At 69.8% G+C, this 26,940-nt stretch carries 23 protein-coding genes; 14 read left to right on the top strand and 9 right to left on the bottom strand.

Going from position 1 to position 26,940, the window contains the following annotated elements; genetic code table 11:
• Positions 1–83 precede the first annotated feature (83 nt).
• The 3 genes from RBS60_RS12720 to RBS60_RS12710 form a co-directional block, all read right to left on the bottom strand.
• Positions 84–398: a hypothetical protein gene (locus tag RBS60_RS12720; protein WP_307957932.1), complete on the bottom strand. Its 315-nt coding sequence runs from the start codon at positions 396–398 to the stop codon at positions 84–86.
• Between the two features lie 4 nt (positions 399–402).
• Positions 403–627: a DUF3107 domain-containing protein gene (locus RBS60_RS12715; protein WP_307957931.1), complete on the bottom strand. Its 225-nt coding sequence runs from the start codon at positions 625–627 to the stop codon at positions 403–405.
• Positions 628–712: 85 nt separating this feature from the next.
• A complete protein-coding gene (locus tag RBS60_RS12710) occupies positions 713–1,336 on the bottom strand; it encodes a TetR/AcrR family transcriptional regulator (RefSeq protein WP_307957930.1) in 624 nt (207 codons plus the stop codon).
• A gap of 153 nt (positions 1,337–1,489) precedes the next feature.
• Here RBS60_RS12710 and moeB point away from each other — a divergent pair, with 153 nt between their 5' ends.
• Positions 1,490–2,674, top strand: coding sequence for a molybdopterin-synthase adenylyltransferase MoeB (gene moeB / locus RBS60_RS12705; RefSeq protein ID WP_307957929.1), 1,185 nt, complete (start codon positions 1,490–1,492; stop codon positions 2,672–2,674).
• A 167-nt stretch (positions 2,675–2,841) separates the two neighbouring features.
• On the opposite strand, the gene RBS60_RS12700 is transcribed toward moeB, so the two are convergent.
• Positions 2,842–4,236 (bottom strand): glutamyl-tRNA reductase, encoded by a 1,395-nt coding sequence (locus tag RBS60_RS12700; RefSeq protein WP_307957928.1) that lies wholly within the window; start codon positions 4,234–4,236, stop codon positions 2,842–2,844.
• 98 nt (positions 4,237–4,334) lie between these two features.
• Here RBS60_RS12700 and hemE point away from each other — a divergent pair, with 98 nt between their 5' ends.
• From hemE to hemL, 9 genes are all read left to right on the top strand, one after another.
• Positions 4,335–5,396, top strand: a complete 1,062-nt coding sequence (gene hemE, locus RBS60_RS12695; RefSeq protein WP_307957927.1) for a uroporphyrinogen decarboxylase — start codon at positions 4,335–4,337, stop codon at positions 5,394–5,396.
• A 17-nt stretch (positions 5,397–5,413) separates the two neighbouring features.
• The gene (hemG, locus tag RBS60_RS12690; protein ID WP_307957926.1) at positions 5,414–6,928 is read left to right on the top strand and encodes a protoporphyrinogen oxidase; all 1,515 of its coding nucleotides are present in this window, start codon (positions 5,414–5,416) and stop codon (positions 6,926–6,928) included.
• A 73-nt stretch (positions 6,929–7,001) separates the two neighbouring features.
• Positions 7,002–7,721, top strand: coding sequence for a hydrogen peroxide-dependent heme synthase (hemQ, locus tag RBS60_RS12685; RefSeq protein ID WP_307957925.1), 720 nt, complete (start codon positions 7,002–7,004; stop codon positions 7,719–7,721).
• A 29-nt stretch (positions 7,722–7,750) separates the two neighbouring features.
• The gene (locus tag RBS60_RS12680) at positions 7,751–9,046 is read left to right on the top strand and encodes a ferrochelatase (protein WP_374049279.1); all 1,296 of its coding nucleotides are present in this window, start codon (positions 7,751–7,753) and stop codon (positions 9,044–9,046) included.
• A gap of 2 nt (positions 9,047–9,048) precedes the next feature.
• Positions 9,049–10,047 (top strand): hydroxymethylbilane synthase, encoded by a 999-nt coding sequence (gene hemC, locus RBS60_RS12675; protein ID WP_307957924.1) that lies wholly within the window; start codon positions 9,049–9,051, stop codon positions 10,045–10,047.
• Between the two features lie 203 nt (positions 10,048–10,250).
• Positions 10,251–11,066, top strand: a complete 816-nt coding sequence (locus RBS60_RS12670; protein WP_307957923.1) for a uroporphyrinogen-III synthase — start codon at positions 10,251–10,253, stop codon at positions 11,064–11,066.
• Positions 11,067–11,092: 26 nt separating this feature from the next.
• Positions 11,093–12,073, top strand: a complete 981-nt coding sequence (gene hemB / locus RBS60_RS12665; protein WP_307957922.1) for a porphobilinogen synthase — start codon at positions 11,093–11,095, stop codon at positions 12,071–12,073.
• A gap of 59 nt (positions 12,074–12,132) precedes the next feature.
• The gene (locus RBS60_RS12660; RefSeq protein ID WP_307957921.1) at positions 12,133–13,182 is read left to right on the top strand and encodes an LLM class flavin-dependent oxidoreductase; all 1,050 of its coding nucleotides are present in this window, start codon (positions 12,133–12,135) and stop codon (positions 13,180–13,182) included.
• 117 nt (positions 13,183–13,299) lie between these two features.
• Positions 13,300–14,613, top strand: a complete 1,314-nt coding sequence (gene hemL, locus RBS60_RS12655; RefSeq protein ID WP_307957920.1) for a glutamate-1-semialdehyde 2,1-aminomutase — start codon at positions 13,300–13,302, stop codon at positions 14,611–14,613.
• 171 nt (positions 14,614–14,784) lie between these two features.
• Here the strand turns inward: hemL and RBS60_RS12650 are convergent, their stop codons facing one another.
• A complete protein-coding gene (locus tag RBS60_RS12650; RefSeq protein ID WP_307957919.1) occupies positions 14,785–15,459 on the bottom strand; it encodes a LysE family translocator in 675 nt (224 codons plus the stop codon).
• 80 nt (positions 15,460–15,539) lie between these two features.
• On the opposite strand from RBS60_RS12650, the gene RBS60_RS12645 reads away from it, so the two are divergent.
• Entirely contained in the window at positions 15,540–15,995 is a 456-nt protein-coding gene (locus RBS60_RS12645) for an Lrp/AsnC family transcriptional regulator (RefSeq protein ID WP_307957918.1), read from the top strand.
• A 98-nt stretch (positions 15,996–16,093) separates the two neighbouring features.
• Here the strand turns inward: RBS60_RS12645 and RBS60_RS12640 are convergent, their stop codons facing one another.
• From RBS60_RS12640 to RBS60_RS12625, 4 genes are all read right to left on the bottom strand, one after another.
• Complete coding sequence (locus tag RBS60_RS12640; RefSeq protein ID WP_307957917.1) at positions 16,094–16,831, bottom strand: amino acid ABC transporter ATP-binding protein; 738 nt, start codon at positions 16,829–16,831, stop codon at positions 16,094–16,096.
• Positions 16,828–17,604 (bottom strand): amino acid ABC transporter permease, encoded by a 777-nt coding sequence (locus RBS60_RS12635; RefSeq protein ID WP_307957916.1) that lies wholly within the window; start codon positions 17,602–17,604, stop codon positions 16,828–16,830. The genes RBS60_RS12640 and RBS60_RS12635 overlap by 4 nt, the downstream gene beginning before the upstream one ends.
• A 36-nt stretch (positions 17,605–17,640) precedes the next feature.
• A complete protein-coding gene (locus RBS60_RS12630) occupies positions 17,641–18,594 on the bottom strand; it encodes an ABC transporter substrate-binding protein (RefSeq protein WP_307957915.1) in 954 nt (317 codons plus the stop codon).
• Between the two features lie 351 nt (positions 18,595–18,945).
• Positions 18,946–19,707 carry a 3'-5' exonuclease gene (locus tag RBS60_RS12625; protein WP_307957914.1) on the bottom strand — a complete coding sequence of 254 codons (762 nt, stop codon included), beginning with the start codon at positions 19,705–19,707 and terminating at the stop codon, positions 18,946–18,948.
• Positions 19,708–19,800: 93 nt separating this feature from the next.
• On the opposite strand from RBS60_RS12625, the gene RBS60_RS12620 reads away from it, so the two are divergent.
• Genes RBS60_RS12620 through RBS60_RS12610 form a run of 3 tightly spaced genes read left to right on the top strand, consistent with a single transcriptional unit; the run spans position 19,801 to position 26,917 of the window.
• The gene (locus RBS60_RS12620; RefSeq protein ID WP_307957913.1) at positions 19,801–20,220 is read left to right on the top strand and encodes an MGMT family protein; all 420 of its coding nucleotides are present in this window, start codon (positions 19,801–19,803) and stop codon (positions 20,218–20,220) included.
• A complete protein-coding gene (locus RBS60_RS12615; RefSeq protein WP_307957912.1) occupies positions 20,217–23,441 on the top strand; it encodes an ATP-dependent DNA helicase in 3,225 nt (1,074 codons plus the stop codon). Before RBS60_RS12620 ends, RBS60_RS12615 begins: the two co-directional genes overlap by 4 nt.
• Positions 23,438–26,917, top strand: coding sequence for an ATP-dependent DNA helicase (locus tag RBS60_RS12610; protein WP_307957911.1), 3,480 nt, complete (start codon positions 23,438–23,440; stop codon positions 26,915–26,917). Before RBS60_RS12615 ends, RBS60_RS12610 begins: the two co-directional genes overlap by 4 nt.
• Positions 26,918–26,940: the final 23 nt, after the last annotated feature.

The following is a 26,940-nucleotide window of genomic DNA, read 5'->3' as shown; positions in this document are numbered from 1 at the left end:
GGGGACGCCTGGGGGGGGGCGGGGGGGGGGGGGGGGGGGGCGCCCCCCCCCCCCCCCCCCCCCCCTCCGGCGTCCGAGACGGACTAGCCGCGCTTCAAGAGCTCGGTGAGCAGCGCGACGTCGTGCTTCGTGCGGGGGCGGCCCACGACGATCGGTACCGCCACGGCGGCCACGATCCCGACCGCCATGGGCAGCGCCCACGGCATCCACGTCAGGCCGGCCATGTAGCCGGTCCCGGCGAAGATGAGCACCGTCCACACGAGGCACGCGAGGGCCACGGCCGCCCCCACCGGGAGCACGATGCCGTACACGTCGTGGTGGTGGTCGAGGGACCAGACGATGAAGCCGGCCGCCGCAACCACGAGGACCACGATCACGAGGGACCAGACGGTCTCCACCGGCTCAGAGGGCGCCGAAGCCCACGCGGCGCGTCTCCTGTGCGCCGAGCTCCACATAGCCGATGACGGACGCCGGCACGATCACCTGACGGCCCTTCTCGTCCTCGAGGCGGAGCTCCTTGCCGCCCGAGATCGCCTCGGAGACGAGCTTTGCGACCTCCTCCGCGTCCTTCGTGGACTCGAGGACGAGCTCACGGCCGATGTTCTGGATGCCGATCTTTACTTCCACGTGAAGAGCACTCCTTGCGTTGTGGCGTCTGAAACGAAACGCCCGTCGGGGCTGTGAATCCCCGCCGGCCGAGCCTAGTAGTACCTTAGGCCTCTTTGGGGAACCGTGAGATTCCCTTCCATGCGAGCCGCGAGACGAGATCCGCCGCCACGCCGATGTCGAGCGAGTTCGACGTCTCAAGCCAGTAGCGGGCACTGACCTGCGCGAGGCCCGCAAGCCCGCGGCCGAGGATCTGGGCCTCGACGAGGGGGAGCCTCGTATCGGACGCGATGACCTCCGCGATAGCCTCGGAGAAGCCGCGGTTGAACTTCTCAAGGCGCGAGGCGACGTCTGCATCGTTGACCAGATCGGACTGGAAGACGATCCGGTGGGCCTGATCGTCGGCGGCGATGAAGTCGAAGTACGCGCGGATGACGGCATTCACGCGCTCTCGGTTGTCCGTGGTCGAGGCGAGGGCCGACTTCATGATGTCGGTCAGCGACGCGAGGTGGCTGTCGAGGAGCGCGATGTACAGCTCCCGCTTGGACGGGAAGTGCTGGTAGAGGACAGGCTTGCTGACCTGCGCCGTCTCGGCGATCTCGTCCATGGCGGCACCGTGATAGCCGTGGGCGGCGAAGACCTCGAGCGCCGCCGCAAGGAGCTGTGCCCGCCTCTCGTCGCGGGGGAGTCTGGGGGAGCGCGTTGTGGCGGCTCGCGGTTCGATGCTCACTGGCGGTGCCTTTCAGGGGGTCCGGGCCTATCGAGCGTGACCCAAACGGTAGTTCTACTCTACCCGCGGGTCACGTGCGCGGCGTCTATCTGCGATGTTCCGCGTGGTGGGCGCGGCTGGGTGCATCGGCCGCATCGGGCCTAGATTGGAGGCATGGCCACGTCTCACTCACCGTCCCTCCCGCCCCTCGTGGAGCCGGCCGCGGAGCTGACTCCCGAGGAAGTGCAGCGCTACTCGCGGCACGTGATCATCCCCGAGATCGGCGACATCGGGCAGCGGCGGCTCAAGAATGCCAAGGTCCTCGTGATGGGGGCTGGCGGCCTCGGGTCACCGGCGCTCCTGTACCTTGCGGCGGCCGGTGTCGGCACGCTGGGGATCGTCGACGACGACACGGTCGAGCTGTCCAACCTCCAGCGGCAGGTCATCCACGGAGTTTCGGGCGTGGGCCGGCCGAAGGCCCAATCTGCCCGGGACGCGATCCTCGAGCTCAACCCGCACGTGGACGTGCGGCTCCACGAGGTCCATCTTGACTCGTCCAACGCGCTCGAGATCTTCGAAGGCTACGACCTGATCCTCGACGGCACCGACAACTTCGCCACGAGATACCTCGTCAACGACGCAGCCGCGATCCTGGGCAAGCCCTATGTGTGGGGCTCCATTTTCCGGTTCGACGGCCAGGTCAGTGTGTTCTGGGAGAAGTACGGCCCGACATACCGTGACGTCTTCCCGGAGCCTCCGCCGGCCGGATCGGTTCCCTCGTGCGGGGAGGGCGGCGTGTTCGGCATGCTCTGTGCGGCCATCGGCGCGTCCATGGTCACCGAGGCGGTCAAGCTCATCACGGGCGTCGGCACGACTCTGCTCGGCCGTGTCCAGCTCTACGACGCCCTGACCGCGACGTGGCGCGAAATCAAGGTCTCCAAGGACCCGGAGGCCGCACCGATCACCGCGCTCACCGACTACGAGGCCTTCTGCGGCGTCGCGCCCGCGGCGTCCCCCGGGACCGACCGCACCGTGACGGCCCCGCAGCTGGCCACGATGCTCGCGGCCCGCGATGCTGGCCTGCGCGACTTCGAGCTCATCGACGTGCGTGAGGTGGGGGAAGCCTCGATCGTCTCGATTCCCGGTGCGCGTCTCATCCCGCAGGGGCGCCTGCTCTCCGGAGAGGCGTGGGGCGAAGTGCCGCGCGACCGCGAGGTCGTGTTCCACTGCAAGGGCGGCGTCCGATCGGCGAACGTCCTCGCCGCGGCGCTTGACGCCGGCTTCTCGAACGTCAAGCACCTCGACGGCGGTGTGCTCGCCTGGGTCCGTGACGTGGATCCTGCGCAGCCCGTCTACTGATCTGGGGGTCCCCACCCGTGCCGGGTTCGGGGCGCACGACGGCGAGCACTCGCCGTCGTGCGCGGACGTTCGCCTAGTGCCGAACGAGGGTCCTGGGGCCAAAGCGGATGTGCGCGCGGCTACCCCGGGACACGACCGCAGACGCTCCCGTTGACATTGGGAGAGGGTCAGCCGGTGCGGGTATGGTCGACCGGGCAGTCCTCGGCGTCGGCGCCGTCTGTGGCGCCCCGGCCTTCCCCGGCGGTCGCTCCCGCGGGGCCCGGGGCGACGGAGGACTGCGCGGACTCGTCAGGAGCCGAGATCATCCCGGGGATCGCCACGCTGATGCCGTAGAGCGCCTCGAGGGCCGCGAGGTACTCGCCCTCCCGTCCCTCGGCGGCGAGCTGCCTCGCACGGACGGTCGGAGTGTGGAGCAGCTGCTTGACCATGCGCCGCATGGCGAACTCGACCTCTTCGGCCGCAGCGGTGCAGCCATGACGGGCGCGCACCTTCTCGATCTCGGAGTCCAGAACGGCCATGGTGTGCCGGCGCAGGGCCACGATGGCGGCGTCTGCCTGGCGGGCTTGGCGCTCGGCGTCGAAGTCGGCCGCTGCCGCGGAGACGATCGCGCTGGCCTGGGCAAGGGATTCGGTCTGCTCTTCGGGGGCTGCGAGCCGCACGGACTCGAGGGTGATGAGCTCGACGCCGTCGAGGGAACCGACGGCAGGGTCGAAGTCGTGGGTGAGGGCGAGGTCGATGACGATGAGCTGCTGCGCCGAGTCTTCGCGGATCGCGGCGAGCTCGACGGCCTCCATAGCATTGTCGGAACCGCTGCAGCCGATGAGCACGTCCGCCTCGGCGATGGCTTGAGGCAGGTCGCGGGACGTCACGGCGGAGGCGCCCCGGGCGGCCGCGAACTCCTGTGCACGGCCCGAGGCGGAGTAGACGGAGACCTGCTCGACGCCGCGCTCCTTGAGGAGCGCCATGGTTGCCCCGGCATAGGCGCCAGTGCCGAACAATACGGCCTTCTTGCCGGACCACGCCGGCACCTCTGCGATGTCCGCCGCGAGATCGAGGGCGACCGAGACGATCGAGAGGCCCCGGCTTCCGAGAGCAGTCTGCGTTCCGACCTCCTTGGCCGTCTTCGACGCCGTCTGGAAGAGCCTGACGAGGGACGGGCTTGCGGTGCCGTGCTCCTGGGCGGAAATGAGGGCGCGGCGCACCTGCCCGGCGATCTCGCGTTCGCCCACGACCGCCGAGTCGAGCCCCGAGCTCACGGCGAAGAGATGCCGCGTCACGTCGCGGCCGTGCGCGAGAGCGAAGGCCCCCGAGACAGTCTCGTGCGGCAGGCCGCTTCGGGCGCTGATCTCGGTCAGGAGCGCCGAGCGCGCTGCCTCGAGCTCTTCGGGGCCCCGGGCCTCGGCGTAGATCTCGTAGCGGTTGCAGGTGGCCAGCACCACGGCGCCGTTGAGGGCGGGGGATGCGGTGGCGTCTGCGGCCACGGTGGCAGCACCGGTGCTCAATTGGGCAACGGTCTCAAGGTCAATATCGGCGTGCGTCGCCGAGAGGGAGAAAACAACCACAGCCCTGTCATCATAGCTTTTCGTTCCTGTGTAGAAAACGCGGCTCGCTGTGACACGTTGTCGCCAACGGCGTGGGGGCCGTTTGAGACAATCGGGCCATGACACTCAGCCAGGACCACCCGCTCAAGGACGGACGGACGGCGCAGTCGCCGCTCATCACCGCATACCGCGGGGGCAGGCCGAGCCGGAAGCCTGTGTGGTTCATGCGCCAGGCAGGCCGCTCGCTCCCCGAGTACCGCAAGGCCCGTGAGGGGGTCGGCATGCTCGAGTCGTGCCTCCGCCCCGACCTCGCGGCAGAGATCACGCTCCAGCCCGTGCGCCGCCACGACGTCGATGCGGCCATCTTCTTCTCGGACATCGTCATCCCCCTCAAGCTCGCCGGCGTCGACGTCGACATCGTCCCGGGCGTCGGCCCCGTGCTCGCCAGCCCGATCCGCTCCGAGGCGGACGTGGCCGCGCTCCCGCGCCTCACGGACGCGGCGCTCGAGCCGATCCGCGAGGCCGTCGGCCTCACCATCGCCGAGCTGGGCACGACGCCGCTCATCGGCTTCGCGGGCGCGCCCTTCACGGTTGCTGCCTACATGGTCGAGGGCCGCCCATCGAGGGACCACCTCGGGCCCCGCACGATGATGCACGGCGACCCCGGGACGTGGGCCGCGCTCATGGCCTGGACCGCCGACGCGTCGGGACGGTTCCTGCGGGCCCAGATCGAGGCGGGCGCCTCGGCTGGCCAGCTCTTCGACTCCTGGGCGGGATCGCTCGGCGTCGAGGACTACCGCCGCCATGCCGCGCCGTACTCGTCGCAGGCCCTCGACCACGTGCGCGACCTCGGGGCACCGCTCGTCCACTTCGGCACGGGCACGTCCGAGCTCCTCGGGGCTATGTACGAGGTCGGTGTCGACGCGGTCGGCGTGGACTACCGCCTGCCGCTGCACGAGGCGAACCGCCGGCTTGGCGGGCGCGTGGTGCTGCAGGGGAACATTGACCCTGCCTTCCTCGCGGCCCCGTGGAACGTGCTCGAGGCGCACGTGCGCGACGTCGTCCGCGCGGGTGCCTCGGCGCCGGGCCACGTGGTCAACCTCGGGCACGGCGTCCCTCCGGAGACCGATCCCGAGGTGCTGACGCGAGTGGTCGAGCTCGTCCACTCGATCACCTACTGACGAAAGGGCACGTCCTGATGGAGGGCAACGGAGCCGTCCCTGCGCGGCCCTACAGCGCGATCGTCGTGGGCGGAGGAATCTCGGGGCTTGTCGCCGCGCTCGAGCTCAGACGCGCGGGCCTGGGGGTGACCGTGCTCGAGGCAAGCGGGCGCTGGGGTGGGTGCATCGGCGAGCACGAGGTGGCCGGACTGGTCCTCGACAGCGGCGCAGAGTCCTTCGCGACGCGTACGGACGCGGTCCGGACGCTCGTGGACGAGATTGGGCTCGACGGCGACGTGGTTCCGCCCCACCCGTCCGGCGCGTGGGTTCTGCTTCCCGATGGCCCGCAGGAGCTTCCCAAGACCGGCGTCCTCGGCATCCCCGCCAACCCCTGGGACCCCGAGGTCCGCGCTGCCCTCGGCTTCTGGGGCTCCGCCCGGGCGTCCCTCGACCGCGTGCTTCCCGTGCGCGAGCCGCGGCGGCAGGCGAGCGTCGCCGACCTCGTGCGGGTCCGCATGGGCCGGCGCGTGCTCGAACGGCTCGTGGCCCCGGTGGTGGGAGGCGTCCATTCCGCGGACCCCGCGGCGCTCGACGCCGACATGGTGGCCCCCGGACTCCGCCGGCTCATGGCAGAGAAGGGTTCCCTCGCCGCCGCCGTCTCGGCCCAGCGCGGGGCCTCCCGAGGGCGCAAGGCCGGCTCCGCCGTTGCGGGCATCCGGGGCGGACTGAACCGGATCATCACGGCTCTCGTCGGACGGCTCACGGACGACGGCGTGAGGCTCGTCCCTGACGAACGGGTGGAGCGGCTGGACCGCACCACGGGAGCCGACGGCCGGCCGCTCTGGCGGGTGGGCGCCGTCGTCCGTCCCCAGATCGACACCGAGGAGGCGGCGCCGCTGCCGGAGACGGTGTACGAGGCCGATCTCGTGGTCGTGGCCCTCGACGGGCCCGCGGCCGTCGAACTCCTCTCCGACGCCGTTCCCGCGCTCGCGGGCCACGAGCCGGTGCCCGGACCCGAGGTCAAGCTCGTCACGTTCGTGCTCGACTGTCCCGCGCTGGACGCACGTCCCCGCGGCACGGGGGTCCTCGTAGCCCCGCAGGTGGCCGGCATCGAGGCCAAGGCGCTCACGCACGCGACCGCGAAATGGGAGTGGCTCGCCGAGGCGGCGGGCCCTGGCACGCACGTCGTCCGGCTTTCCTACGGGCGCGCGGGGGATCCGGTCCAGGGCGTGGCCGGCATCGGCCCCGGGCCTGAGACCGACAACGAGCTCTTCGCCGCAGCACTCCGCGACGCCTCGACGCTCTTGAGCGTGGCGCTCTCGGCCGAGGACGTCCTCGGCTGGGACGTGGTGCGCTGGCAGGGGGCCCTTCCCTTCGCGACCGTGGGACACAGGGAACGGGTCACCCAGATCCGGGAGCTCATCGGCGCGCAGCAGGGTCTTGCCGTGGTGGGCGGATGGGCCGCGGGGAACGGCCTCGCCGCCGTTGTCCCAGACGCCCGCGCCCAGGCGATCGGGCTCGCGGGAAGCCTCGATCGAGGAATGCCCGCATGATGTTCGTCACTTCTACACCCTGTAGAACATCTGAATTTCGAAATGCTGTTGCCGAAGGAGCACACTGGTCACCATGAGCCACACTTCTGTCGAATCTGTCACTAAAGCTGCGGGCCAGGACGAGGGTGCCGGAGAGACGCAGTTCTTCACCCTCTGGACCGTGTTCTGCCGCGTCCCGGACGCCGCCGCGCCGAGCGGCAGCGCGGTGACCGACTTCGAGGCGCTCGTTGCCCGCCTTGCCGACGGCGGCGTCACCCTGCGCGGCGCCTACGACGTCTCCGCGATGCGCGCCGATGCGGACATCATGGTCTGGCTGCACGGCCCGGTGCCCGAGGCCCTCCAGCAGGCCGTGCGTGACATCCGCCGCAGCGACCTCTTCGCGGAGACCGAGATCGTCTGGTCCGCGATGGGCGTGCACCGCGAGGCCGAGTTCTCCAAGAGCCACACCCCGGCGTTCTCCCGCGGCGTCGAGCCGAGCACATGGCTCACCGTCTACCCCTTCGTGCGCTCGTACGAGTGGTACCTCCTGCCCGCCGAGGAGCGCTCCCGCATGCTGCGCGACCACGGCATGCTCGGCCGTGACTTCCCGCAGGTCCTCTCCAACACGGTCTCGGCATTCGCCCTCGGCGACTGGGAGTGGCTCCTCGCCCTCGAGGCGCCCGAGCTCGTCGACCTCGTCGACATGATGCGCCACCTGCGCTACACAGACGCCCGCAACCACGTCCGCGAGGAGGTCCCCTTCTACACCGGGCGCCGCATCTCGCCCGCCGAGGTCGCCGAGGTCCTCGCGTGAGCGCCTCGACCTCTGGGGATACCGTCCAGATCACGGTCGACGGCGCCGTCGCACCTATCGCCGTCAGCGTTGCGCCGAATCCGGTCACCGAGGCCGGCCGTGCAGAGCCCGCCGAGTACGACGCGATCCTGCTCGCGTCCTTCGGCGGACCCGAGGGCCAGGACGACGTCCTGCCGTTCCTGCGCAACGTGACCCGCGGCCGCGGCATCCCTGACGAGCGCCTCGAAGCGGTGAGCCACCACTACCGCGCGTTCGGCGGGATCAGCCCCATCAACGCCCAGAACCGCGCCCTCAAGGCCGCGCTCGAGGCCGAACTCGCGGCGCAGGGCATCGACCTGCCTGTGTACTGGGGCAACCGCAACTGGGACCCCTACATCCCCCAGACACTCCAGGACATCTACGACGCCGGGCACCGCAAGGTCCTCATGCTCACCACGAGTGTGTACTCGTGCTACTCGAGCTGCCGCCAGTACCGCGAGGACATCGGCGTCGCGCTGACGGAGACCGGTCTGGCCGGCCGCCTGCGCGTGGACAAGATCCGGCAGTACTTCGACCACCCCGGCTTCGTGGCGCCCTTCGTCGAGGGGACCTCGGCGGGCCTGAAGACCGTGAGGGAGGCGCTCGGCGCCGCCGACGGCTCGCGCGACTCCGAGATCCGCGTGCTCTTCTCGACCCACTCGATCCCGACCCGTGATGCCGAGGCCGCCGGCCGCTCGGAGGGCGAACTCCGCGAATTCGAGGGAGGCTCCGCCTACGTGGCGCAGCACCTCGCGAACGCCCGCGCCATCATGGCCGCCGTGGCTCCCCACGTGGCCTGGGACCTCGTCTACCAGTCCCGCTCGGGTGCCCCGCACATCCCCTGGCTCGAGCCGGACATCAACGACCATCTCGACGCCATCGCTGTGGGCGGCGGGGGGACGCAGGCTGTCAAGGGGACCGTCATCGTTCCGCTCGGCTTCGTGAGCGACCACATGGAGGTCGTCTGGGACCTTGACACCGAGGCGCTCGACAAGTGCCGTGAGCTCGGGATCGAGGCCGTCCGCGTTCCGACGCCGGGCGTCCACCGCGAGTTCGTGAGTGGCCTCGTGAAGCTCATCAGCGAGCGCACCGTGGACCGAAACCTGGCCCAGCGGCCGCACGCGACCGACCTCGGCCCCTGGTACGACGTGTGCCGCCCGGGCTGCTGCGAGAACTTCCGCGGAGCCAAGCCGGTGATCGCGGAAGCGGGCACAGGGGAGAGCACCGTGCTCGGCGCGACCCACGATGCGTACCCGGACGCCACGGCCGAGCGGCAGGGCACAAGCGCACCGGGTACCGAGGCCTGAGCATGTCCGTTCGCATCGGAACGCGCGGGAGCGCGCTCGCCCTGACCCAGTCGCAGCAGACCGCCGACCTGCTCTCAGCCGTGGGAGGCTTCACGACCGAGCTCGTGCGCATCCGCACGGAGGGTGACGTCAAGACCGGATCCCTCGCGTCCCTCGGCGGGACCGGGGTGTTCGTCGCGGCGCTGCGCGAAGCGCTCCTCGCGGACCGGTGTGATGTGGCGATCCACTCGCTCAAGGACCTTCCCACCGCCGGCGCGCCCGGGCTGTCCATCGCGGCTGTCCCGGTCCGTGCCGACCACCGCGACGTGCTGTGCGCCCGCGACGGGCTCACCCTCGCCGAGCTGCCCTCCGGCGCCAGGATCGGCACCGGGTCGCCACGGCGCGCCGCCCAGCTGCGGGCCCTCCGGCCCGACCTCGAGGTCCTCGACATCCGCGGCAATGTCGACACGCGACTGGGCCGGGTTCCCGGACTCCCGGGCAACGCATCTGAGGCGCCAGGCGACCTCGACGCCGTCGTCCTCGCCGGCGCCGGGCTGGCCCGTCTGGGCCGCACGGACGTGGTCACCGAGCACTTCGAGCCCGAAGTCATGCTGCCGGCGCCCGGGCAGGGCGCTCTGGCAGTCGAGTGCCGCATCGAGGACGCCCCCGAACGGCCTGCGCACGGCGGTGCCGCGAGCGGCGCCTCTGCCGCTCAGGGCGTACTCGCGCACGCGCTCGCTGCGATCGAGGACGCCGATACCCGTCTCGCCGTAACGGCCGAACGCGCGCTCCTGGCCCGCCTCGAAGCCGGCTGTGCGGCACCCGTCGGTGCCTTCGCCCGGCGCAAGGGGAGCATGCTCCGACTCGAGGCCGTGGTGTGCGCGGTGGACGGCACGAAGTCGCTGCGCCTCGCGCGGGCCACCGACGGCCTGACCGAGGTCGGCGCGACCCTTCTGGGCATCGAGCTGGCCGAGGAGCTGCTGGCACAGGGCGCCGCGGACCTCGCAGACCTGCGCGCCTGATGGCCGCCAGCGATGCGGGGTCACCTCCCAGCGATGCGGGGTCACCTCCCAGCGATGCGGGGTCAGATCCCAGTGATGGGGGGTCACCCCTCAGCGATGCGGGGTCACGTCTCAGTGGCCGGGGGTCACGTCCCGGCGATGCGGGGTCACCTCTCGCGGGCCGAAGGGTACTGCTGACCCGCAGCCCAGACCGTGCCGGGGCCATGGCAGCGGCGCTGGCTGAGGCGGGCGCGGAGCCGCTGCTGCTGCCCATGATCGACTTCGAGCGTGCCCCGGATCAGGCCCTGCTGTCCGCGGCCCTCGACCGGCTCGCGGCGGGGGAGTACGGGTGGCTCGTCATCTCGAGCATCACGACCGTGCGCGCCCTCAAGGAGGTCGCGGCCACGCGAGGCGTCGGGCTTCCGGCGCTCGTACCGCCAGGGGTGCGGATCGCCACGATCGGCCCCAGTTCGCGCCGCGTGCTGGAGGCCGAGGGCCTCCGCGTGGACCTCGCTCCGGCAGGCAGGCAGTCCGCCGAGGGACTCGTCGAGCTCTGGGCGTACGCGGACGACGCGGGGGCCGCGGGCGGCGACGGTGCGGGCATCACCCGGGTGCTCATTCCGCAGAGCAACCTCGCGGCCCCGACTCTGGCCGAGGGACTGGACGCCCGCGGCTGGTCGGTCGAGACGGTCACGGCATACAGTACGGTGGACTATCCCGCGAACCCCGAACGGCGTCTCGTGACGAGTCTCGCTGCTGGTGAGCAGGCCGGGCAGGAAGCGCGCGCCGTCGTGCTTTCCCCCGACGAGGCCAACGACGAGCTGGCGGCGGGGAGTCTCGACGCGATCCTCGCCGCGTCGCCGAGCGCAGCCCGGCGGATCCACGACGTGCTCCATCCACTCGAGAAGACCCGACTCATCGCGATCGGCGAGCCGACCGCCGCCGAGCTGGAGCGGCTCGGCATTCCGGCTGCGACGACCGCCTCGGCTCCGTCCCCTGCAGGCATCGTGGACGCGATCGCCCGTTCGCTCAATCCCTGACCCACCTCGATCCTGAAAGTCACGCCATGAGCTTCCCGACCCACCGCCCCCGTCGCCTGCGCCAGACCCCTGCCCTGCGCCGACTTGTCGCCGAGACGCGTCTCCACCCCGCCGAGCTCATCCTGCCTGCATTCGTGCGGGAGGGACTCACCGAGCCGCAGCCGATCCAGTCGATGCCCGGCGTCGTCCAGCACACCTCGGACACGCTTCGGCGCGCGGCGGCCGAGGCCGCTGAGCTGGGGCTGGGCGGGATCATGCTGTTCGGCGTGCCCGAGGAGCGCGATGCCGAGGGCACCGCGTCGCTCGACCCCGACGGCGTGCTCAACGCGGGCATCCGCGCCGTGCGTGAAGAGGTCGGGGACTCGCTCGTGATCATGAGCGACGTGTGCCTCGACGAGTTCACCGATCACGGTCACTGCGGCGTCCTTGATGCCGAGGGCCGCGTGGACAACGATGCGACGCTCGAGATCTACGGGCAGATGGCGGTGGCGCAGGCTGAGGCGGGCGCCCACGTGCTCGGGCCGAGCGGCATGATGGACGGCCAGGTTGCCGTGATCCGCCAGGCGCTCGACGCCGCCGGCCGCCATGATGTCTCGATTCTCGCCTACGCCGCCAAGTACGCCTCGGCGTTCTATGGGCCGTTCCGCGAGGCCGTCGATTCGCAGCTGCAGGGCGACCGCCGCACGTACCAGATGGACGCCGCGAACCGCCGCGAGGCGCTCCTCGAGGTTGAGCTGGACCTTGAGGAGGGCGCGGACATGGTCATGGTCAAGCCGGCCATGAGCTACCTCGACATCCTCGCCGACGTCGCCGCCATGAGCCCGGTCCCCGTTGCCGCATACCAGATCTCGGGGGAGTACTCGATGATCGAGGCGGCGGCCGCACGCGGGTGGATCGACCGGAAGGCATCCATCCTGGAGTCCGTCCTGGGGATCCGCCGGGCGGGCGCGAACATGGTCCTCACGTACTGGGCGCCGGAGATCGCAGGCTGGCTCAAGGAGGCCTGAGCGGGGCACCGGTGCAACCGGGAGGGAATGAAGCAGCGAGCCTCGCGGTTTGAATGCATATGCATGCAGATGACGGGCACACCCCGGTCCTTCTCGGCCTCAACACGTTCGGCGACGTCGGGCTCGGCCCCGACGGTGAGCCGAAGCCGCACGCCCAGGTGATCCGCGACGTCGTCGAGGAAGGCGTCCTCGCCGATCAGGTGGGCCTCTACTCGTTCGACGTCGGCGAGCATCACCGCAAGGACTTCGCCGTCTCCGCGCCGGAGGTGGTCCTGTCGGCGATTGCGTCGAAGACGGAGAACATCCGGCTCGGCTCGGCGGTCACTGTCCTCTCCTCGGACGATCCCGTCCGTGTCTTCCAGCGGTTCTCGACGCTTGACGCTGTCTCGAACGGCCGCGCCGAGGTCATCCTCGGCAGGGGCTCGTTCATCGAGTCGTTCCCGCTCTTCGGCTTCGATCTCGAAGACTACGAGACGCTGTTCGAGGAGAAGCTCGAGCTGTTCGACCGCGTCCGTTCCCAGAACCCGGTCCGCTGGGAGGGCCGCCACCGCGGGCCCATCAACGGACTCACGGCCTATCCGCACCTCGAGGACGGGCTCCTGAGGACATGGATCGGCGTGGGCGGCACGCCGCAGTCGGTGGTCCGGGCCGCGCAGTACGGCTACCCCGTGAGCTTCGCGATCATCGGCGGCGAGCCCGCGCGCTTCGCGCCCTACGTCGAGCTGTACAAGCGCTCGCTCGAGAAGTTCAAGCAGGCCTACACGATGCTCGCGACGCACTCGCCCGGGCACATAGCGGACACCGACGAGCAAGCCCGCGAGGAGCTCTTCCCGCACTGGCTTGCGATGCGCAACCGCCTCGGCGAGGAACGCGGGTGGGGCCCCGGCAGCCGTACCGAGTTCAACTCCCAGGCATCGCGTCCGGGGGCCCTGTATGTGGGCTCGCCCGAGACGGTGGCACGCAAGATCGCGGACACGCACAAGGCCCTCGGCACCGAGCGATTCGACCTCAAGTACTCCAACGGGACACTCTCGCACGGCGCCATGATGAAGAGCATCGAGCTCTTCGGCACCAAGGTCGCACCCCTCGTGGCGGACCTGCTCGCGTAGGGCAACGTCGGCCGCGAAGGCGAGGGCCGGCGTCGTGCGCGTTGGGGCGGCACGCACGACGGCGGTCACTCGCCGCGCGCTGCCGTCGCGCCCTCCGCTGGATGGAAGAATGGGGGCATGACCACGTCCGAGGACCTCTTTGCCCGTGCCCGCTTGCTCATGCCGGGAGGGGTGAACTCGCCCGTTCGCGCGTTCGGTTCCGTGGGAGGGACGCCTCGCTTCCTCGTTTCCGCGAAGGGTCCGTACGTGACCGACGCGGACGGACGGGAGTACACGGACCTCGTGTGCTCGTGGGGTCCCGCACTCCTGGGCCATGCCGTGCCGGAGGTCCTCGAGGCCGTCCACGCGGCCGTGGACCGCGGGCTGTCCTTCGGCGCCTCCACGCCGGACGAGGCTGCGCTGGCTGAGCTCCTGATCGGGCGGGTCGGGGCCGTCGAGCGGGTACGTATGGTCTCCACCGGTACCGAGGCGACAATGACCGCGATCCGCCTCGCACGCGGGTATACCGGCCGCGATGTCGTCGTGAAGTTCGCGGGTTGCTACCACGGGCACGTCGACTCGCTGCTCGCAGCGGCGGGCTCCGGAGTCGCGACGCTCGCGCTGCCGGGGTCCGCGGGCGTCACCGCTGCCACCGCCGCCGAGACCCTCGTCCTGCCGTACAACGACCTCGCCGCTGTCGAGGCAGCCTTCGCCGAGCACGGGTCGCGCATCGCGGCGGTCATCACCGAGGCCGCACCGGCAAACATGGGCGTCGTCGCTCCCAGGGAGGGCTTCAACGAGGGCCTGCGCCGGATCACCGCCGAGCACGGCGCGCTCTTCATCATGGACGAGGTCCTCACCGGCTTCCGGGTGGGATCCGCGGGCTACTGGGGCCTCACGGGCCAGCATGAGGGGTGGGCCCCGGACCTGTTCACTTTCGGCAAGGTGATCGGCGGCGGCATGCCCGTCGCGGCCCTCGGCGGCCGCGCATCGATCATGGATTATCTGGCGCCGCTGGGGCCGGTGTACCAGGCCGGCACGCTGTCCGGAAACCCGGTGGCGATGGCTGCGGGTGTCGCGACCCTGCGTCTGGCCACCGATGCCGTGTACGCGCACATCGATGCGCGGGCGGCAGACCTTTCGGCGGCCGTCTCGGCGGCACTGTCTGCCGAGGGGGTCGACCACTCGATCCAGCGGGCCGGCAACCTGTTCTCCGTCGCGTTCGGCACGTCCGAGCGCGGCGTGCACAACTACGCTGACGCGCAGGCCCAGGAGGCGTTCCGCTACGGTCCCTTCTTCCATTCGATGCTCGACTCCGGTGTGTACCTGCCGCCGAGCGTCTTCGAGGCCTGGTTCCTCTCCGCCGCCCACGACGACGCCGCGATGACCCGCATTTTCGATGCGCTCCCGGCCGCGGCCCGGGCTGCCGCGGCGGCCCTCCCGGGCGCGTAGGACCTGACCCCGCGTCGCTGACACGTGACCCCGCGTCGCTGATACGTGACCCCGCATCGCTGATAGGTGACCCCCAGTCGCTGATACGTGACCCCGCGTCGTGCCTACCCGACGCGGGTCACCTTTCGGCGTTGTGGGGTCTCTGGCAGCCGGTTGTGGGGTCTCTGGCGCCTATGCGAGCGTCCCGATCAGGGCCGCGCCCTGCTCGGCGAGCAGCCCGCCGCCGATGCCGAGCATGAGCACCCCACTCACGAGCGTCACGATCTGCGCCCGCTTCGGCTTGGCGGCCAGGAGTCGGCGCGCTGCCACCGCCACGAGGGTGTAGACCACGATGGTGAACGCGAGATGGGTGAGCCCCATCGCCGTGGTCTGGGCGACGACTGGCATCGGCGAGCCGGTGCGCACGAACTGCGGCATGACTGCCGCGAACAGCAGCAGTGCCTTGGGATTGATCCCGCTCGTGCCGAGGCCCTTGAGGAAGTCGACCATGGGACCCGGGGTGCGCACGGCGGCGTCGAGCGCCTCCCCCGAGGGCAGCGTCGCCCCGCCCCCGGTGAATCCTGCCCGACGCCAGCCACGCGTCGTCGTAACTCCTAGCCAGACCAGGTACACCGCCCCGGCGATGGAAAGCATGGAGACCAGATCGGGCCGTGCAGCGAGCAGCATTCCGAGCCCCATCGCGACCAGGGCCGTGTGCACCACGTATCCCGCGCACAGCCCCGCGATCGACGGCGCCGGGGAGCCGGGGCGGAGACCCGCGGCAATGGTGTATGCCCAGTCCGCGCCCGGGGTGAGCGCGAGCGTGAGGGAGATGGCGGCGAAGCCGAGCAGCGGGGTCAGATCCATGCTGCAAGAGTACGAATCTTGCCCCGAGAAGTGCTCACCAATTTCTCGCCTCGGAATCGATCTTGGGATAGATTCCTATCGTGATCGACGCAATCGACAAGAGTATTTTGCGTACCCTCCAGCGTGACGGGCGGATGACGGCGACGGCGTTGGCATCCGAGGTCGGCCTGACCGTGGCACCGTGCCACCGCAGGCTCAAGGACCTCGAGTCGTCTGGGGTGATCCGCAGCTATCGGGCGGAGGTCGATCCCGCGAAGGTCGGGCTAGGGTTCGGGGCGATGGTCTTCGTGACCCTGCGCGAGACCTCCCAGGAGCGCATCCGCGCCTTCGAGGACGCCGTCGTGGCCGAGCCGCAGATCGTCGAGGGGTACCGGCTCTTCGGCGACCCCGACTACCTCCTGCGCTGCGTCGCCGCCGATCTGCCCGCGTACCAGCGCCTCTACGACGAGCACCTCGCCGCTCTGCCGGGCGTCGCGAAGCTCACCTCGACGATTGTCATGCGCGACCTCAAGGGCGCCGGGGGCCTCCCGTTATAGGGCACGGTCCCGCTGGAGCCGGCACGGACGACGGCGGGGTCCCCCGCAAGTGGGGACCCCGCCGTCGTGCGTGGAGCGGAAGCTCCGACGCTGCGCTTCTAGAGCACGTCGGACAGGAAGCGCTTGAGCCGGTCGGTCTGCGGGCTGTCGAAGAGCTTCTCTGGCGCCCCGGACTCGACGACGACGCCGCCGTCCATGAAGGACACCGTGTCCGAGACGTTCCGCGAGAAGCCCATCTCGTGAGTCACAACCACCATGGTCATACCGCCCTTGGCGAGGTCGGTCATGAGCGCGAGGATGCCCTTGACGAGCTCGGGGTCCAGAGCGGACGTGGCCTCGTCGAAGAACATGACCTCCGGCTTCATCGCCAGCGCCCGTGCGATGGCGACCCGCTGCTGCTGGCCACCCGAGAGGGTGGCCGGCCGCACGTCCGCCTTGTGCTTGAGCCCCACGAGGTCAAGCTGGGCGAGCGCCTCGTCGCGAGCCTGCTCCTTGGGCATTCTGCGGAGCTTGCGCAGGGCGAACGCAACGTTCTCTCCCACGCTCTTGTGGGGGAAAAGGTTGAACTGCTGGAAGACCATGCCGATACGCCGGCGCAGCTCGTCGGGGCTGTCCTTCAGCACGGACTTGCCGTCAAGAAGGATGTCCCCGGCATCGGGCTCGATGAGCCGGTTCATCACGCGCAGGAGCGTTGACTTCCCCGAGCCCGAGGGGCCGATGACGGAGGCCGTTGTGCCAGCAGGGACGGTGAGGTCGATGCCACGCAGAACCTTGTTGCTTCCGAACGCGAGGTGGATGCCTTTGGCCTCGAGGGATCCAGAGGAGAACTGGCTCATGACTTGGCTCCCTTCCCGAGGATGGCTGCGGCCTCGTCCGGCTCTGCCTTCTCGGCGCGGTTCTTGGACCTCCCGGTCCGCAGGCGGGCGTCGATCCAGTTCACGAGATGCGTCAACGGGATGGTCATGGCCAGATAGAAAATCGCCGCCGCGACGTAGCCGGAGAGGTTGCCCGTGCGAGCTGCCTCGTCCTGGCCGATCTGGAAGATCTCCCGCTCGGAGGCGAGAAGCCCGAGGGTGAAGACAAGCGAGGAGTCCTTGATCAGGGAGATGAACTGGTTCACCAGTGCCGGCAGCACGCGTCGCACACCCTGCGGCACGACGATCATCCGCATGGACGGCCCGTAGCCGAATCCGAGCGCGCGCGCAGCCTCGAGCTGGCCCTTCTCGACGCTCTGGATGCCCGAGCGGAAGATCTCGCCGATGTATGCCGAGGAGATGAGGGAGAGCGCAGCGACGCCCATCGGATAAGGGCTCGAGATCCCAGTCAGCTCACGGACGATCGGGCCGAAGCCGAGGCCGATAGCGAGGATGGTGAGGATCGCCGGCAGTCCACGGAAGATGTCCGTGTACCCCCGGGCGATCCATCGCGCTACTGGATTTCGCGCGATCCCCATCAGTGCGAGCAGCATGCCGAGCACCGTGCCGATGATCCCTGAGGAGAGTGCGAGCACGAGCGTATTCGGCAGGCCGACCGTGAAGAGGGCAGGCAGGACCTCGCCGATGACCTTCCAGTCAAAGAAGGTCTCTCCGAGTTTGGTCAGGTAATCCATGGGGCGCCTGTCTGTCGGCTAGGTGGGTGCGACCGACTACTTGGCAGTACTGACCTGGACGGCCTTGCTGCCCGGCTTCCAGCCCTCGGGAGTCTGCTCCTTCAGGGTGGGGCGGTCCGAGTACCACTGTGCGGTCAGCTTGGACCACGTGCCATCGGCGATCACCGCATCGAGCGCCGAGTTGAGCGCGTCGATGAGGGGCTGGTTCTCCTTGGCCACAGCGTAAGCAGTGAAGTTCTGGGTGTTGACCTTCTTCTGAGCGATGACCGTGCCGTCACCGGACTTGACCTGGCCCTCGGCCTGCTGCGACGGGGCGACCCACGCGTCGATCTGTCCGCTCTTCACATTGGCGTAGACGGTGTTGTAGTCGGGGAACCGCACGGGCTCGAGCTTAAGCGTGTTCGTGACGAAGTCGTCCTGAACGGTGCCCTGGACAACGCCGATGCGGACGCCCTCCTTGAGGTCGTCGAAAGTCTTCACCTTCGCGCCGTCCTTCGTGACGATGGCCATGTAGCCGAAGTCATATCCGTTGGTGAAGGAAACCGTCTCGCGGCGTGCGTCCGTGGTGGAGATCGACGACGAGCCCATGTCGAACTGCTTCGTCTTGACCTGGGCGAGGAGGCTCTGGAACTTCGTCGAGACGAACTCGACCTTGAGGCCGAGCTTGGCGGCCATGGCCTTCAGGAGCTCGTTGTCGTACCCCGTGAAGTTGCCGTCCTTGTCGATGAAGATGTTCGGCGGCGCGTCGGAGAGCGTGCCGACCTTGATGGTGCCGGGCGTGATGAGGCCGAGCTTCGAGGTGTCGATCTTGTCGACTGGGGTCACCGACGCGGTCGTGTACTTGTCGAGGGCCTGCTGGTCGCTGCCCTGGAGAGCATTGGTCGGAGTGCCGGACGACGACGTCGTTGCGCCGCCGCAGGCGGCCAGCGTGAGGGCGAGTACGGCCGCGACGGGTGCGACCGTGAGCCACTTGGGTGCTTTGAGCTTCATGGAGAGCCATCGCTTTCTGATGTGAATGCAGGACGCGCGCGTGTACCGTGCGATCGGCACGGTGGGACGTCTGGGCTGCATACCATTATGAGCTACTGGCACTTTGGGCATAGACGGAGAACACATTCCGAAATATTGCCACAATCATCGAAGATTCTTCGGCGGCCCATCTCGACCACTCCCTCATCTGAATCAGGCTAGGCGTCGGAACGGAATCCATGAACACGCCTGCAGAATGCGGAAGTTCCCACGCCGCTGTGTGATCTCACTCTCAGTTGATCCTCCGTCGCTGCAGCAGGCTGCAATGCAGCGCGGATGGTGACCGGTCCCGAGCAGCCCGGAGGACGAAGGCTAGAAGCCAGCCTGACCGGCGTCGTGCGGGAGGAGCACCGGCCAGTCACCCTCCACGACGGCGGTGGGCTTGGTCCGGCGGAGGTACGACTGGAAGTCGGCGGCCTGGGCGGCCGACCAATCGATCTGGTTGCGGTGGAGATGGGCCGCAGGCCTGTCGAGCTCGGGGAAGCGCGTGACCATGGCGTCCAACAGCTGCGCTGCGGCGAGCGCGTCCGCGCCCGAGCTGTGTGCGTCCGTGAGGATCACGCCGTACTGCTCGCACAGGGCTCCGAGGGTGCGCTTGCCTTTGCGGAACCTCTCGACCTGCTTGTTGATGACGTACGGATCCAGGACGGGGAATCGCGTGAGCTGGGAGATGCCGTGCCGCGCGCACTCCGCCGCCATGACCGTGAAGTCGTACGAGGCATTGAAGGCCACGACAGGCACCCCGCGATCGAAGAGATCCTGGAGCGTGGAGGCGACCTCGCCCACCACCTCCCCGGCAGGCCGACCCTCCGAACGGGCCTTCTCGGTGGTGATTCCATGGACCTCAGCGGCTTCGGCGGGGATCTCGACGCCGGGATCGGCGAGCCATTCGTGTTCGACCTCGACGCTGCCGTCCGCAGCGAGCACCACGATGCTGGCGGTGACGATTCGAGCCGCACGCGAGTTGCGTCCTGTCGTCTCGAGATCGAAGGCCGCCCTGGCCCCAGCGTTCCACGGCTGGGCATTATGGATTGCGGGGGTCTGGAGCTGGGGGTTCTGGGCTTCGCTCTTCATGCTGCAACGCTATTCGCGGCCTCCGACATTTCTCGTCGGGGCACGCCAGCGCGCTTGGACAATCGTGTGGGCGCCCCCGACTAGGCTGGAGCGATGCGGGAGGAGTACGTCGATGCGGTGCTGGCCGTCATCGAGCTCATCCCGGAAGGGCGTGTCGTTGCCTATGGCGACGTGGCCGAGCTGCTTGGTTCGGGCGGGCCACGCCAGGTGGGGGCCGTCATGTCCCACTACGGCGGTCAGGTGGCGTGGTGGCGCGTCCTCAAGGCAAGCGGCGCGGCTCCAGAATCGCTTGAGGCCCGCGCGCTCGACAACTACCTCGCGGAGGGCACCCCGCTCCGGGGCGAGCCCGGCCGGGGGGCGTGGCGCGTTGACCTTGCCCGGGCCAGATGGGCCCCCACGGACGAAGAGCTCGACGCCGTCGAGGAGATCGCGGACCTCCTCGAGACCCGGCTTCACGGCGCCGGCCGACTGCATCGAGAAATGTCGGACCCCGACGATGGAATCGATCCATGACCGCGCATCCTGCCTCCGCAACCACGCTGGAGCTCCTTGGGCCGGCCGCGCAGCGCCTTGAGCGCAGCTGGGTGCCCTCTCCGGACCAAGAGCAGGTGCTCGCACTCGAGCGGGGAAGCGGTCCGATCCTCGTCTGGGGTGCGCCCGGAACAGGGAAGAGCCGCGTGCTTGTCGAGTCTTCAGTCATGAGAGTGAGGCGGGACGGCGTTGACCCCGCAGGGGTCCTGCTGCTTGCCCCCACGAGAGCTGCTTCGGCTCGGCTCCGCGACGCCTTTACCGCGCGGCTTGACCGCAGCCTGAGCGCGCCCCCGGCGCGAACGTGGCAGTCCTATGCCTTCGACCTCATCCGCCGTGCCCGTGCCGAGGGGCGCCTCGACTGGCTCGCCCGCCCACCGCGGCTCCTCTCGGGCTCCGAGCAGGACCTGATCGTCAAACAGATCCTCGAGGGCCATCGGGCCTCCGGGGTTGGGCCCGCATGGCCGAAGGGGTTCGAGGCGGCTCTGGGCACGCGCGGCTTCAGGCAGGAGGTCCGCGAGCTCTTCGACCGGATCACCGAATACGGCACGACGCCGGACGAGCTCGCCCAGCTCGGGGCCCGGGCAGGGCGCCCCGAATGGGTTGCCGCCTCCCAGCTCTATGCGGAGTACCGCGACATCATTGAGCTCCGCATGCCGGAGGCCTTCGACCCGGCCGGGATCATCACCACCGCCCGCATGATCCTCACGGAGGACGCGGACCTGCTCGCCCAAGAGCGCGCGAGGCTCGAGCTGGTCTGCGTCGACGACGTCCAGGAATCGAGCCCGTCGGTCCTCGAGCTCCTCGCTGTCCTGTGCGAGGGACGCGACGTCATCGCCACTGCGGCCCCCGATGTCGTTGTGCAGGGCTTCCGCGGCGCACGGCCTGAGCTCGTGCCGAGCCTGCGCGTACTCCTCGGGTCCCTTGCGGAGTTCTCCCTGACCACCTCACACCGGCTCCCGGCCGGGATCGCGGCGGCGTGGGAGGGCGTCGCGCAGCGGATCTCCGCCATCCCGGGCGGGCAGGCCGCGCGACGACTCGTGGTGCCGGGCCACCGGGAGCGCCCCGACGCGGCAGCGGACAGCGCCCCCGCCGTCGAGGCCCACGTGCTGCACTCATCGCTCCACGAGCTGCGCTATCTCGCCCACCGGATCCAGGATTCCCGCCTGCTCGGCGGCATCGGGTACGGGCAGATGGCTGTGATCGTCCGCTCAGGGTCCAAGCTCGAGCAGATCCAACGGTTCCTCGCGGGCCAGGGCATCCCCGTCAAGGTGCCCATCGCGGAGACTGCGGTTCGCGACGAGGCCGCCGTCCGGCCGCTGCTCACGGCCTTCAGGCTCGCGCTCCGCCCTGAGGAGCTCACGGCGGAGACCGCGGTGGAGCTCCTCACCTCGCGCATCGGTGGCGCCTCGGCACTCGAGCTGCGCAGGCTGCGGCAGTCGCTCCGCCAGCTTGAGCTGTCCGCGGGAGGCGGCCGGGCCAGCGATGCGCTCCTCGTCGAGGCCCTCGAGATCCCAGGGGCCCTCGACGCGCTCGGCCTCGAGGCCAGCGCCGCGCGGAGGATCTCCCGTATGATCGCCCGCGGCCGGGCCGCCTCCGAGGAGGCCGGCGCCACCGCAGAGACCGTTCTCTGGGCCCTGTGGGACGCCGCCGGGCTCGCCAAGCGCTGGTACGGCCTCGCATTGTCGGGCGGGGTCCTGGGGCTGCGCGCGGACCGCGATCTCGATGCACTCATGGCCCTGTTCCACACGGCAGAGCGGTACGTGGACAGGCTTCCCGGCGCATCGCCGGGCCAGTTCCTCGATTACCTCACCGAGCAGGAGCTGCCCATGGACACCCTTGCGCCGCGCGCACAGGCCGAGGACGCCGTCGAGCTCCTGACGCCCGCGAGCGCGGCTGGACGCGAGTGGAGGCTCGTGTTCGTCGCGGGCCTGCAGGACGGCGCTTGGCCCAACACGCGCCTGCGTGGGGAGCTCCTCGGAAGCACCCTCTTCACCGACTGCCTTGACCTCGGAGTCGTGTCGGCACTTCTCGTCACTGCGCGGGCGCGGGTCCAGGACATCCGCTACGACGAACTGCGCTCATTCTCGGCAGCTGTCTCGCGTGCCTCCGAGCGCCTCGTGTGCACTGGCGCCTCCACCGAAGACGAGGTGCCCTCGCCGTTCCTCGACTACATCGCCCCGCTTCCCGACGACGTGACCGTGCGGCCCTTCACCCTCGTACCGCGCAGTCTGGGGCTTCGGCCCCTCGTGGCTGAGTTGAGGCAGTCGGTGGAAGAGGACGACGACGATGCCCCGTTCGCGGCGAGCCTCCTTGCGGACCTTGTCGCCGCGGGCGCACCCGGTGCCCACCCCGGCGAGTGGTATGGCCTCGCGCCGCTGAGCAGCGCGGGCCCGGTGGTGCCGCCGGAGGGAACCGTCTATGTCTCGCCCTCCAAGGTTGAGACAGCCTCGAAGAATCCCCTCGACTGGTTCGTCTCGGCCGCCGGGGGAGAGGCAACCACGGATTTCGCCCGGAGTCTTGGGACCCTGGTCCACGCCATCGCACAGGACATTCCGGCGGGCACGTCGCCCGAGTATCTGGCCGAACTACGGCGCCGCTGGCCTAGCCTTGGCCTCGGCGATTCGTGGGAGGGAGAGCTCGACTTCGAACGGGCCACGTCGATGGTCCGGAAGCTCGCGGAGTATGTCCGCACGAATGGTCGTGAACTCCTCGGCGTCGAGGTCGACTTCGCCACGTCCTTGGAAGGCATCGGAACAGCGGAGATCGCCGCGCGCACAGTGCTGCGCGGCCAGGTCGACCGGCTCGAGGTCGACGACGCGGGCCGGCTCGTCGTTGTCGACCTCAAGACAGGCAAGCGCAAACCGAAGGCGGTCGAGCTCGACGAGCACGCCCAGCTGGCCTCCTACCAGGTGGCCGTACTGGCCGGCGCCTTCGCTGATGAAGGCGAGGCTCAGCCGGGCAATGGATCCGCCGGAGGAGCCGAACTCGTCCAGCTCGGCGACGGGACGGTCAAGCTCACGGTCCAGCAGCAGACAGCCCTCGACGACGCGGCGTGGGCCATCCAGCTCGTCGAGCGCGCAGCGGAGATCATGGCCGGTGCGACCTTCGAGGCTCGCCATGAGCCCGGCGCCGGGTTTTCGGGCGGATGCAGGCTGCCCGACGTCTGCCCGCTGTGCTCGCGCGGACGGCAGGTGACTGAATGAGCGCAGATGCCGTCGATTTCGGTGTCAGGCAGGGGCCCGGCGAGCCCTCCAACGGGTCTCTCGGCGAGGTTCCCGAACCGCGGTTTACCCCCGAGGAGCTCGCCGAACTCCTCGGACAGCACCGGCCCACTCCGCAGCAGTCCGAGATCATCTCGTCGCCGCTCGAACCTCGCCTCGTCGTCGCGGGAGCAGGCTCCGGCAAGACTGCGACGATGGCGGACCGGGTCGTGTGGCTCGTGGCCAACGGCTGGGTGCGGCCCGACGAGGTGCTCGGGGTGACGTTCACACGTAAGGCTGCTGGCGAGCTCTCAGCGCGCATCCGAACCCAGCTGGGCCGTCTCACCCGTCTCGCCCGCCGCGGCATCGAGGGCATCGCCCCTTCCGCCGCCGATCCCGAGTCGCTCGACCCGACCGTCTCCACCTACCATTCGTTCGCGAACACCGTGGTCCAAGACCACGGACTGCGGCTGGGAGTCGAGCGTGACGCGGTGATCCTCGGCCCGGCGCAGTCGTTCCAGCTTGCCGCCCGCGTCGTGGAGGCCTACGACGGCGGTACGTGGGACGGCTTCCCGGCCAAGAGCACTCTCATCGCCGCCGTCACCCAGATGGCTGGCGAGTGCGCCGAACACCTGCAGGAACCCGAGAGCGTGCGCGAATGGCTCGAGCACGAGGTAGCCCGGCTTGAGAAGCTTCCGCCGGGGGGACGCGGAGGGAAGCAGACTGCCGCTGCGCTGGAGCTGCTCAAGAAGCTGCGCAACAGAGCGCTCGTGGCACGACTTGCCGCGCGCTACGCTGCCGCCAAGCGGGACCGCGGAGTCCTGGACTACGGCGATCTCGTGGCGCTGGCCGCGCGTGTCGCGACGACCGTCCCGGAGGCTGGCCGACTGCTGGCGTCGCAGTACCGCACGGTGCTCCTGGACGAATTCCAGGACACGTCCTACGCCCAGCTGGTGCTGTTCTCCGCCCTGTTCGGGGGCGGGCAGGCCGTGACGGCAGTGGGTGATCCGAACCAGTCGATCTACGGTTTCCGCGGAGCCTCCGCGGGGCAGCTCGAGAGCTTCCCCCGCGTCTTCCCGCGTGTGACGCACGACGGCGCGCTCGCACCTGCGCGGACCTCTCACCTCACCACCGCCTGGCGGAACTCGACGACCGTGCTCGAGACTGCCAACACCGTTGCCGCCCCGCTGGCACGTCCGCCCGCCTACCTCGTGGGAGGCGCGCGTGTCGACGTGCGGGGGCTTGAGCCTCGCCCGTACGCGGACGCAGGCCGCGTACGGATCGGGCGGTTTCCCGATGAACGTGAAGAGGCGACCGCGGTCGCCGACGAACTCGAGGCCTTCATCCGGACTTGGCCGTCACGGGAGGGCAGCGAGTCCCAACACGGTCCGACCCTTGCGGTCCTGTGCCGCAAGCGGTCCCAGTTCGCCGCAATCCGGGGCGAGTTCGAGCGCAGGGGGATGCCCTTCGAGGTCGTCGGATTGGGCGGCCTGCTCGACACGCCTGAGGTCATTGACATCGTCTCGACCCTGAGGGTCATCGCAGACCCAGGCCGCTCCGATGCCCTCATGCGCCTCCTGGCCGGCGCGCGCTGGAGGATCGGTCCGGCGGACCTCATGGCGCTCGCCGACTGGTCACGCCACCTAGCGGCGCTCCGGGCCTACGCCGCCCGGCCCGATGAACAGGATCTCGATGCACCCGGCACGGAGGAGGACGCCTTCATCGAGGGTGATCTTGCCGAGGCCTCAAGCCTCATAGAGGCGATCGACCGGCTGCCGCGGGATGCATGGGCGTCGGGCGCCGGGCGCAGCCTGAGCGCCGAAGGCCTCTGCCGTCTGGGCCGCCTGCGCGACGAACTGCGCACGCTGCGGTCGATGGCCGGGGACGACCTCTCCACCGTCATCTCGCACGTCGAGCGCGCATTGCTCCTCGACATCGAGCTCGCGGCCCGGCCCGGCGTCTCGGTGCACGAGGCGCGGCGCAACCTGGACGCGTTTGCCGAGGCAGCAGCCTCCTTCCTCGCCCAGTCGCACGAGCCTGGGCTGCTCGCATTCCTGACCTGGCTCGAGGCTGCGGCACAGGAGGAGTCCGGGCTCGACATGGCCCCGAGTGATCCGACGCCGGGGGCCATCCAGCTCCTGACCATTCATGCGTCTAAGGGCCTCGAGTGGGACGCTGTCGTGGTTGCCGGCCTCAACCGCGGGATGTTCCCGTCCGGTGGGAACGACAGGTGGACGAGCGGGACATCGGCCCTCCCCTGGCCGCTGCGTGGGGACCGCGAGGACCTTCCGGCCTGGGACACTGACCAGCCCGACCAGAAGGGCTGGGTCGACGCCGATAAGCTCTTCTCCGAGGACGCTTCCGAGCACGCGGAACGTGAGGACCGGCGCCTCGCCTACGTCGCGTTCACCCGAGCCCGTTCGCTGCTCGTGGCCACAGGCTTCGCGTGGAGCAGCACGCGGACCAAGCCCATGGAGGCCTCCCCGTTCCTGGACGAACTGCACGAGGCTGCCGGTGCGCATGGCTTCGAGGTCATCGCGTGGGCCGACGACGCCGACCTGCCGGACGAGAACCCTCTGCAGGCGGAATCCGAACGCGCCCGTTGGCCCTACGACCCGCTCGAAGGGCCGCTCGACGCGGTGACGGGGCTCCGCCGCAGCCTCGCCCCGGGCCGACGCGCCGCCGTCGAAGCCGCTGCCGGGAAGGTCTTGGCCAAGATCCACGGGCCCGGTCCGGGGGAAACCCGAGACACCGGACACCCCGCTGCCCCCCGACACACTGCCGCAGAAGGACATCGCGCCGCCGTCGGACGCGCTGCGGACTGGGCCCGTGAGGCCGAGCTGCTGCTAGCAGAGCAGACCCGGTCCGAGGGCGCCGCAGGAGTCCGGCTTCCCGAGCACGTCTCGGCCTCCACACTCGTAGCCCTCGGCGAGGACCGGGACGCGGTGGTGCGCCAACTCCGGCGGCCGGTCCCGCGAAGGCCCGGGATGGCGGCCCGAAGGGGCACCGCTTTCCACGCCTGGGTCGAGGAGCACTACGGCACGAGCGCCATGCTCGACCTTGAGGGCTTCGACAGCTCGGACGAGTACGTGGACGAGGCCTACGAGCTGGGCACGCTCGTGCGGGCGTTCAAGCGCACGGAATGGGCCGATCGTCGGCCCGCACACGTCGAGGTCCCCATCGAGACCCGGGTGGGGCCCGTCGTCGTACGCGGCCGGATTGATGCCGTGTTCCGGGATGCCGACGGCGGATGGGACCTCGTCGACTGGAAGACCGGGAGGGCGCCGAAGGGTTCCGAGGCGAAGTCCCGCTCGGTCCAGCTGGCGGTCTACCGTCTGGCCTGGTCCCGTCTCACCGGCGCACCGCTCGAGACGATCCGCGCCGCCTTCTGTTACCTCGCGGACGGAACCGTGGTGCGTCCCACCGGGCTCGCGGGGGAGGCAGAGCTCGAGGCACTTGTCGCGAAGGCGCTGCGTTAGCCGGACGGGGCTCTTGGTGCCGG

Origin of the sequence: Sinomonas sp. ASV486 (genome assembly GCF_030908215.1) — a bacterium.
Taxonomy (GTDB): domain Bacteria; phylum Actinomycetota; class Actinomycetes; order Actinomycetales; family Micrococcaceae; genus Sinomonas; species Sinomonas puerhi.
This window is presented reverse-complemented; position numbering and strand designations above follow the sequence as displayed.

Bases quoted from the DNA above. Each gene is read 5' to 3' on its own strand.
- RBS60_RS12670 (WP_307957923.1), top strand. From the start codon at position 10,251: ATGGCAGCGGCGCTGGCTGAGGCGGGCGCGGAGCCGCTGCTGCTGCCC.
- RBS60_RS12610 (WP_307957911.1), top strand. From the start codon at position 23,438: ATGAGCGCAGATGCCGTCGATTTCGGTGTCAGGCAGGGGCCCGGCGAG.
- moeB (WP_307957929.1), top strand. From the start codon at position 1,490: ATGGCCACGTCTCACTCACCGTCCCTCCCGCCCCTCGTGGAGCCGGCC.
- RBS60_RS12660 (WP_307957921.1), top strand. From the start codon at position 12,133: ATGCATGCAGATGACGGGCACACCCCGGTCCTTCTCGGCCTCAACACG.
- RBS60_RS12615 (WP_307957912.1), top strand. From the start codon at position 20,217: ATGACCGCGCATCCTGCCTCCGCAACCACGCTGGAGCTCCTTGGGCCG.
- hemE (WP_307957927.1), top strand. From the start codon at position 4,335: ATGACACTCAGCCAGGACCACCCGCTCAAGGACGGACGGACGGCGCAG.
- hemL (WP_307957920.1), top strand. From the start codon at position 13,300: ATGACCACGTCCGAGGACCTCTTTGCCCGTGCCCGCTTGCTCATGCCG.
- RBS60_RS12640 (WP_307957917.1), bottom strand. From the start codon at position 16,831: ATGAGCCAGTTCTCCTCTGGATCCCTCGAGGCCAAAGGCATCCACCTC.
- RBS60_RS12635 (WP_307957916.1), bottom strand. From the start codon at position 17,604: ATGGATTACCTGACCAAACTCGGAGAGACCTTCTTTGACTGGAAGGTC.
- RBS60_RS12650 (WP_307957919.1), bottom strand. From the start codon at position 15,459: ATGGATCTGACCCCGCTGCTCGGCTTCGCCGCCATCTCCCTCACGCTC.
- hemC (WP_307957924.1), top strand. From the start codon at position 9,049: ATGTCCGTTCGCATCGGAACGCGCGGGAGCGCGCTCGCCCTGACCCAG.
- hemB (WP_307957922.1), top strand. From the start codon at position 11,093: ATGAGCTTCCCGACCCACCGCCCCCGTCGCCTGCGCCAGACCCCTGCC.
- RBS60_RS12625 (WP_307957914.1), bottom strand. From the start codon at position 19,707: ATGAAGAGCGAAGCCCAGAACCCCCAGCTCCAGACCCCCGCAATCCAT.
- RBS60_RS12620 (WP_307957913.1), top strand. From the start codon at position 19,801: ATGCGGGAGGAGTACGTCGATGCGGTGCTGGCCGTCATCGAGCTCATC.
- hemG (WP_307957926.1), top strand. From the start codon at position 5,414: ATGGAGGGCAACGGAGCCGTCCCTGCGCGGCCCTACAGCGCGATCGTC.
- RBS60_RS12630 (WP_307957915.1), bottom strand. From the start codon at position 18,594: ATGAAGCTCAAAGCACCCAAGTGGCTCACGGTCGCACCCGTCGCGGCC.
- hemQ (WP_307957925.1), top strand. From the start codon at position 7,002: ATGAGCCACACTTCTGTCGAATCTGTCACTAAAGCTGCGGGCCAGGAC.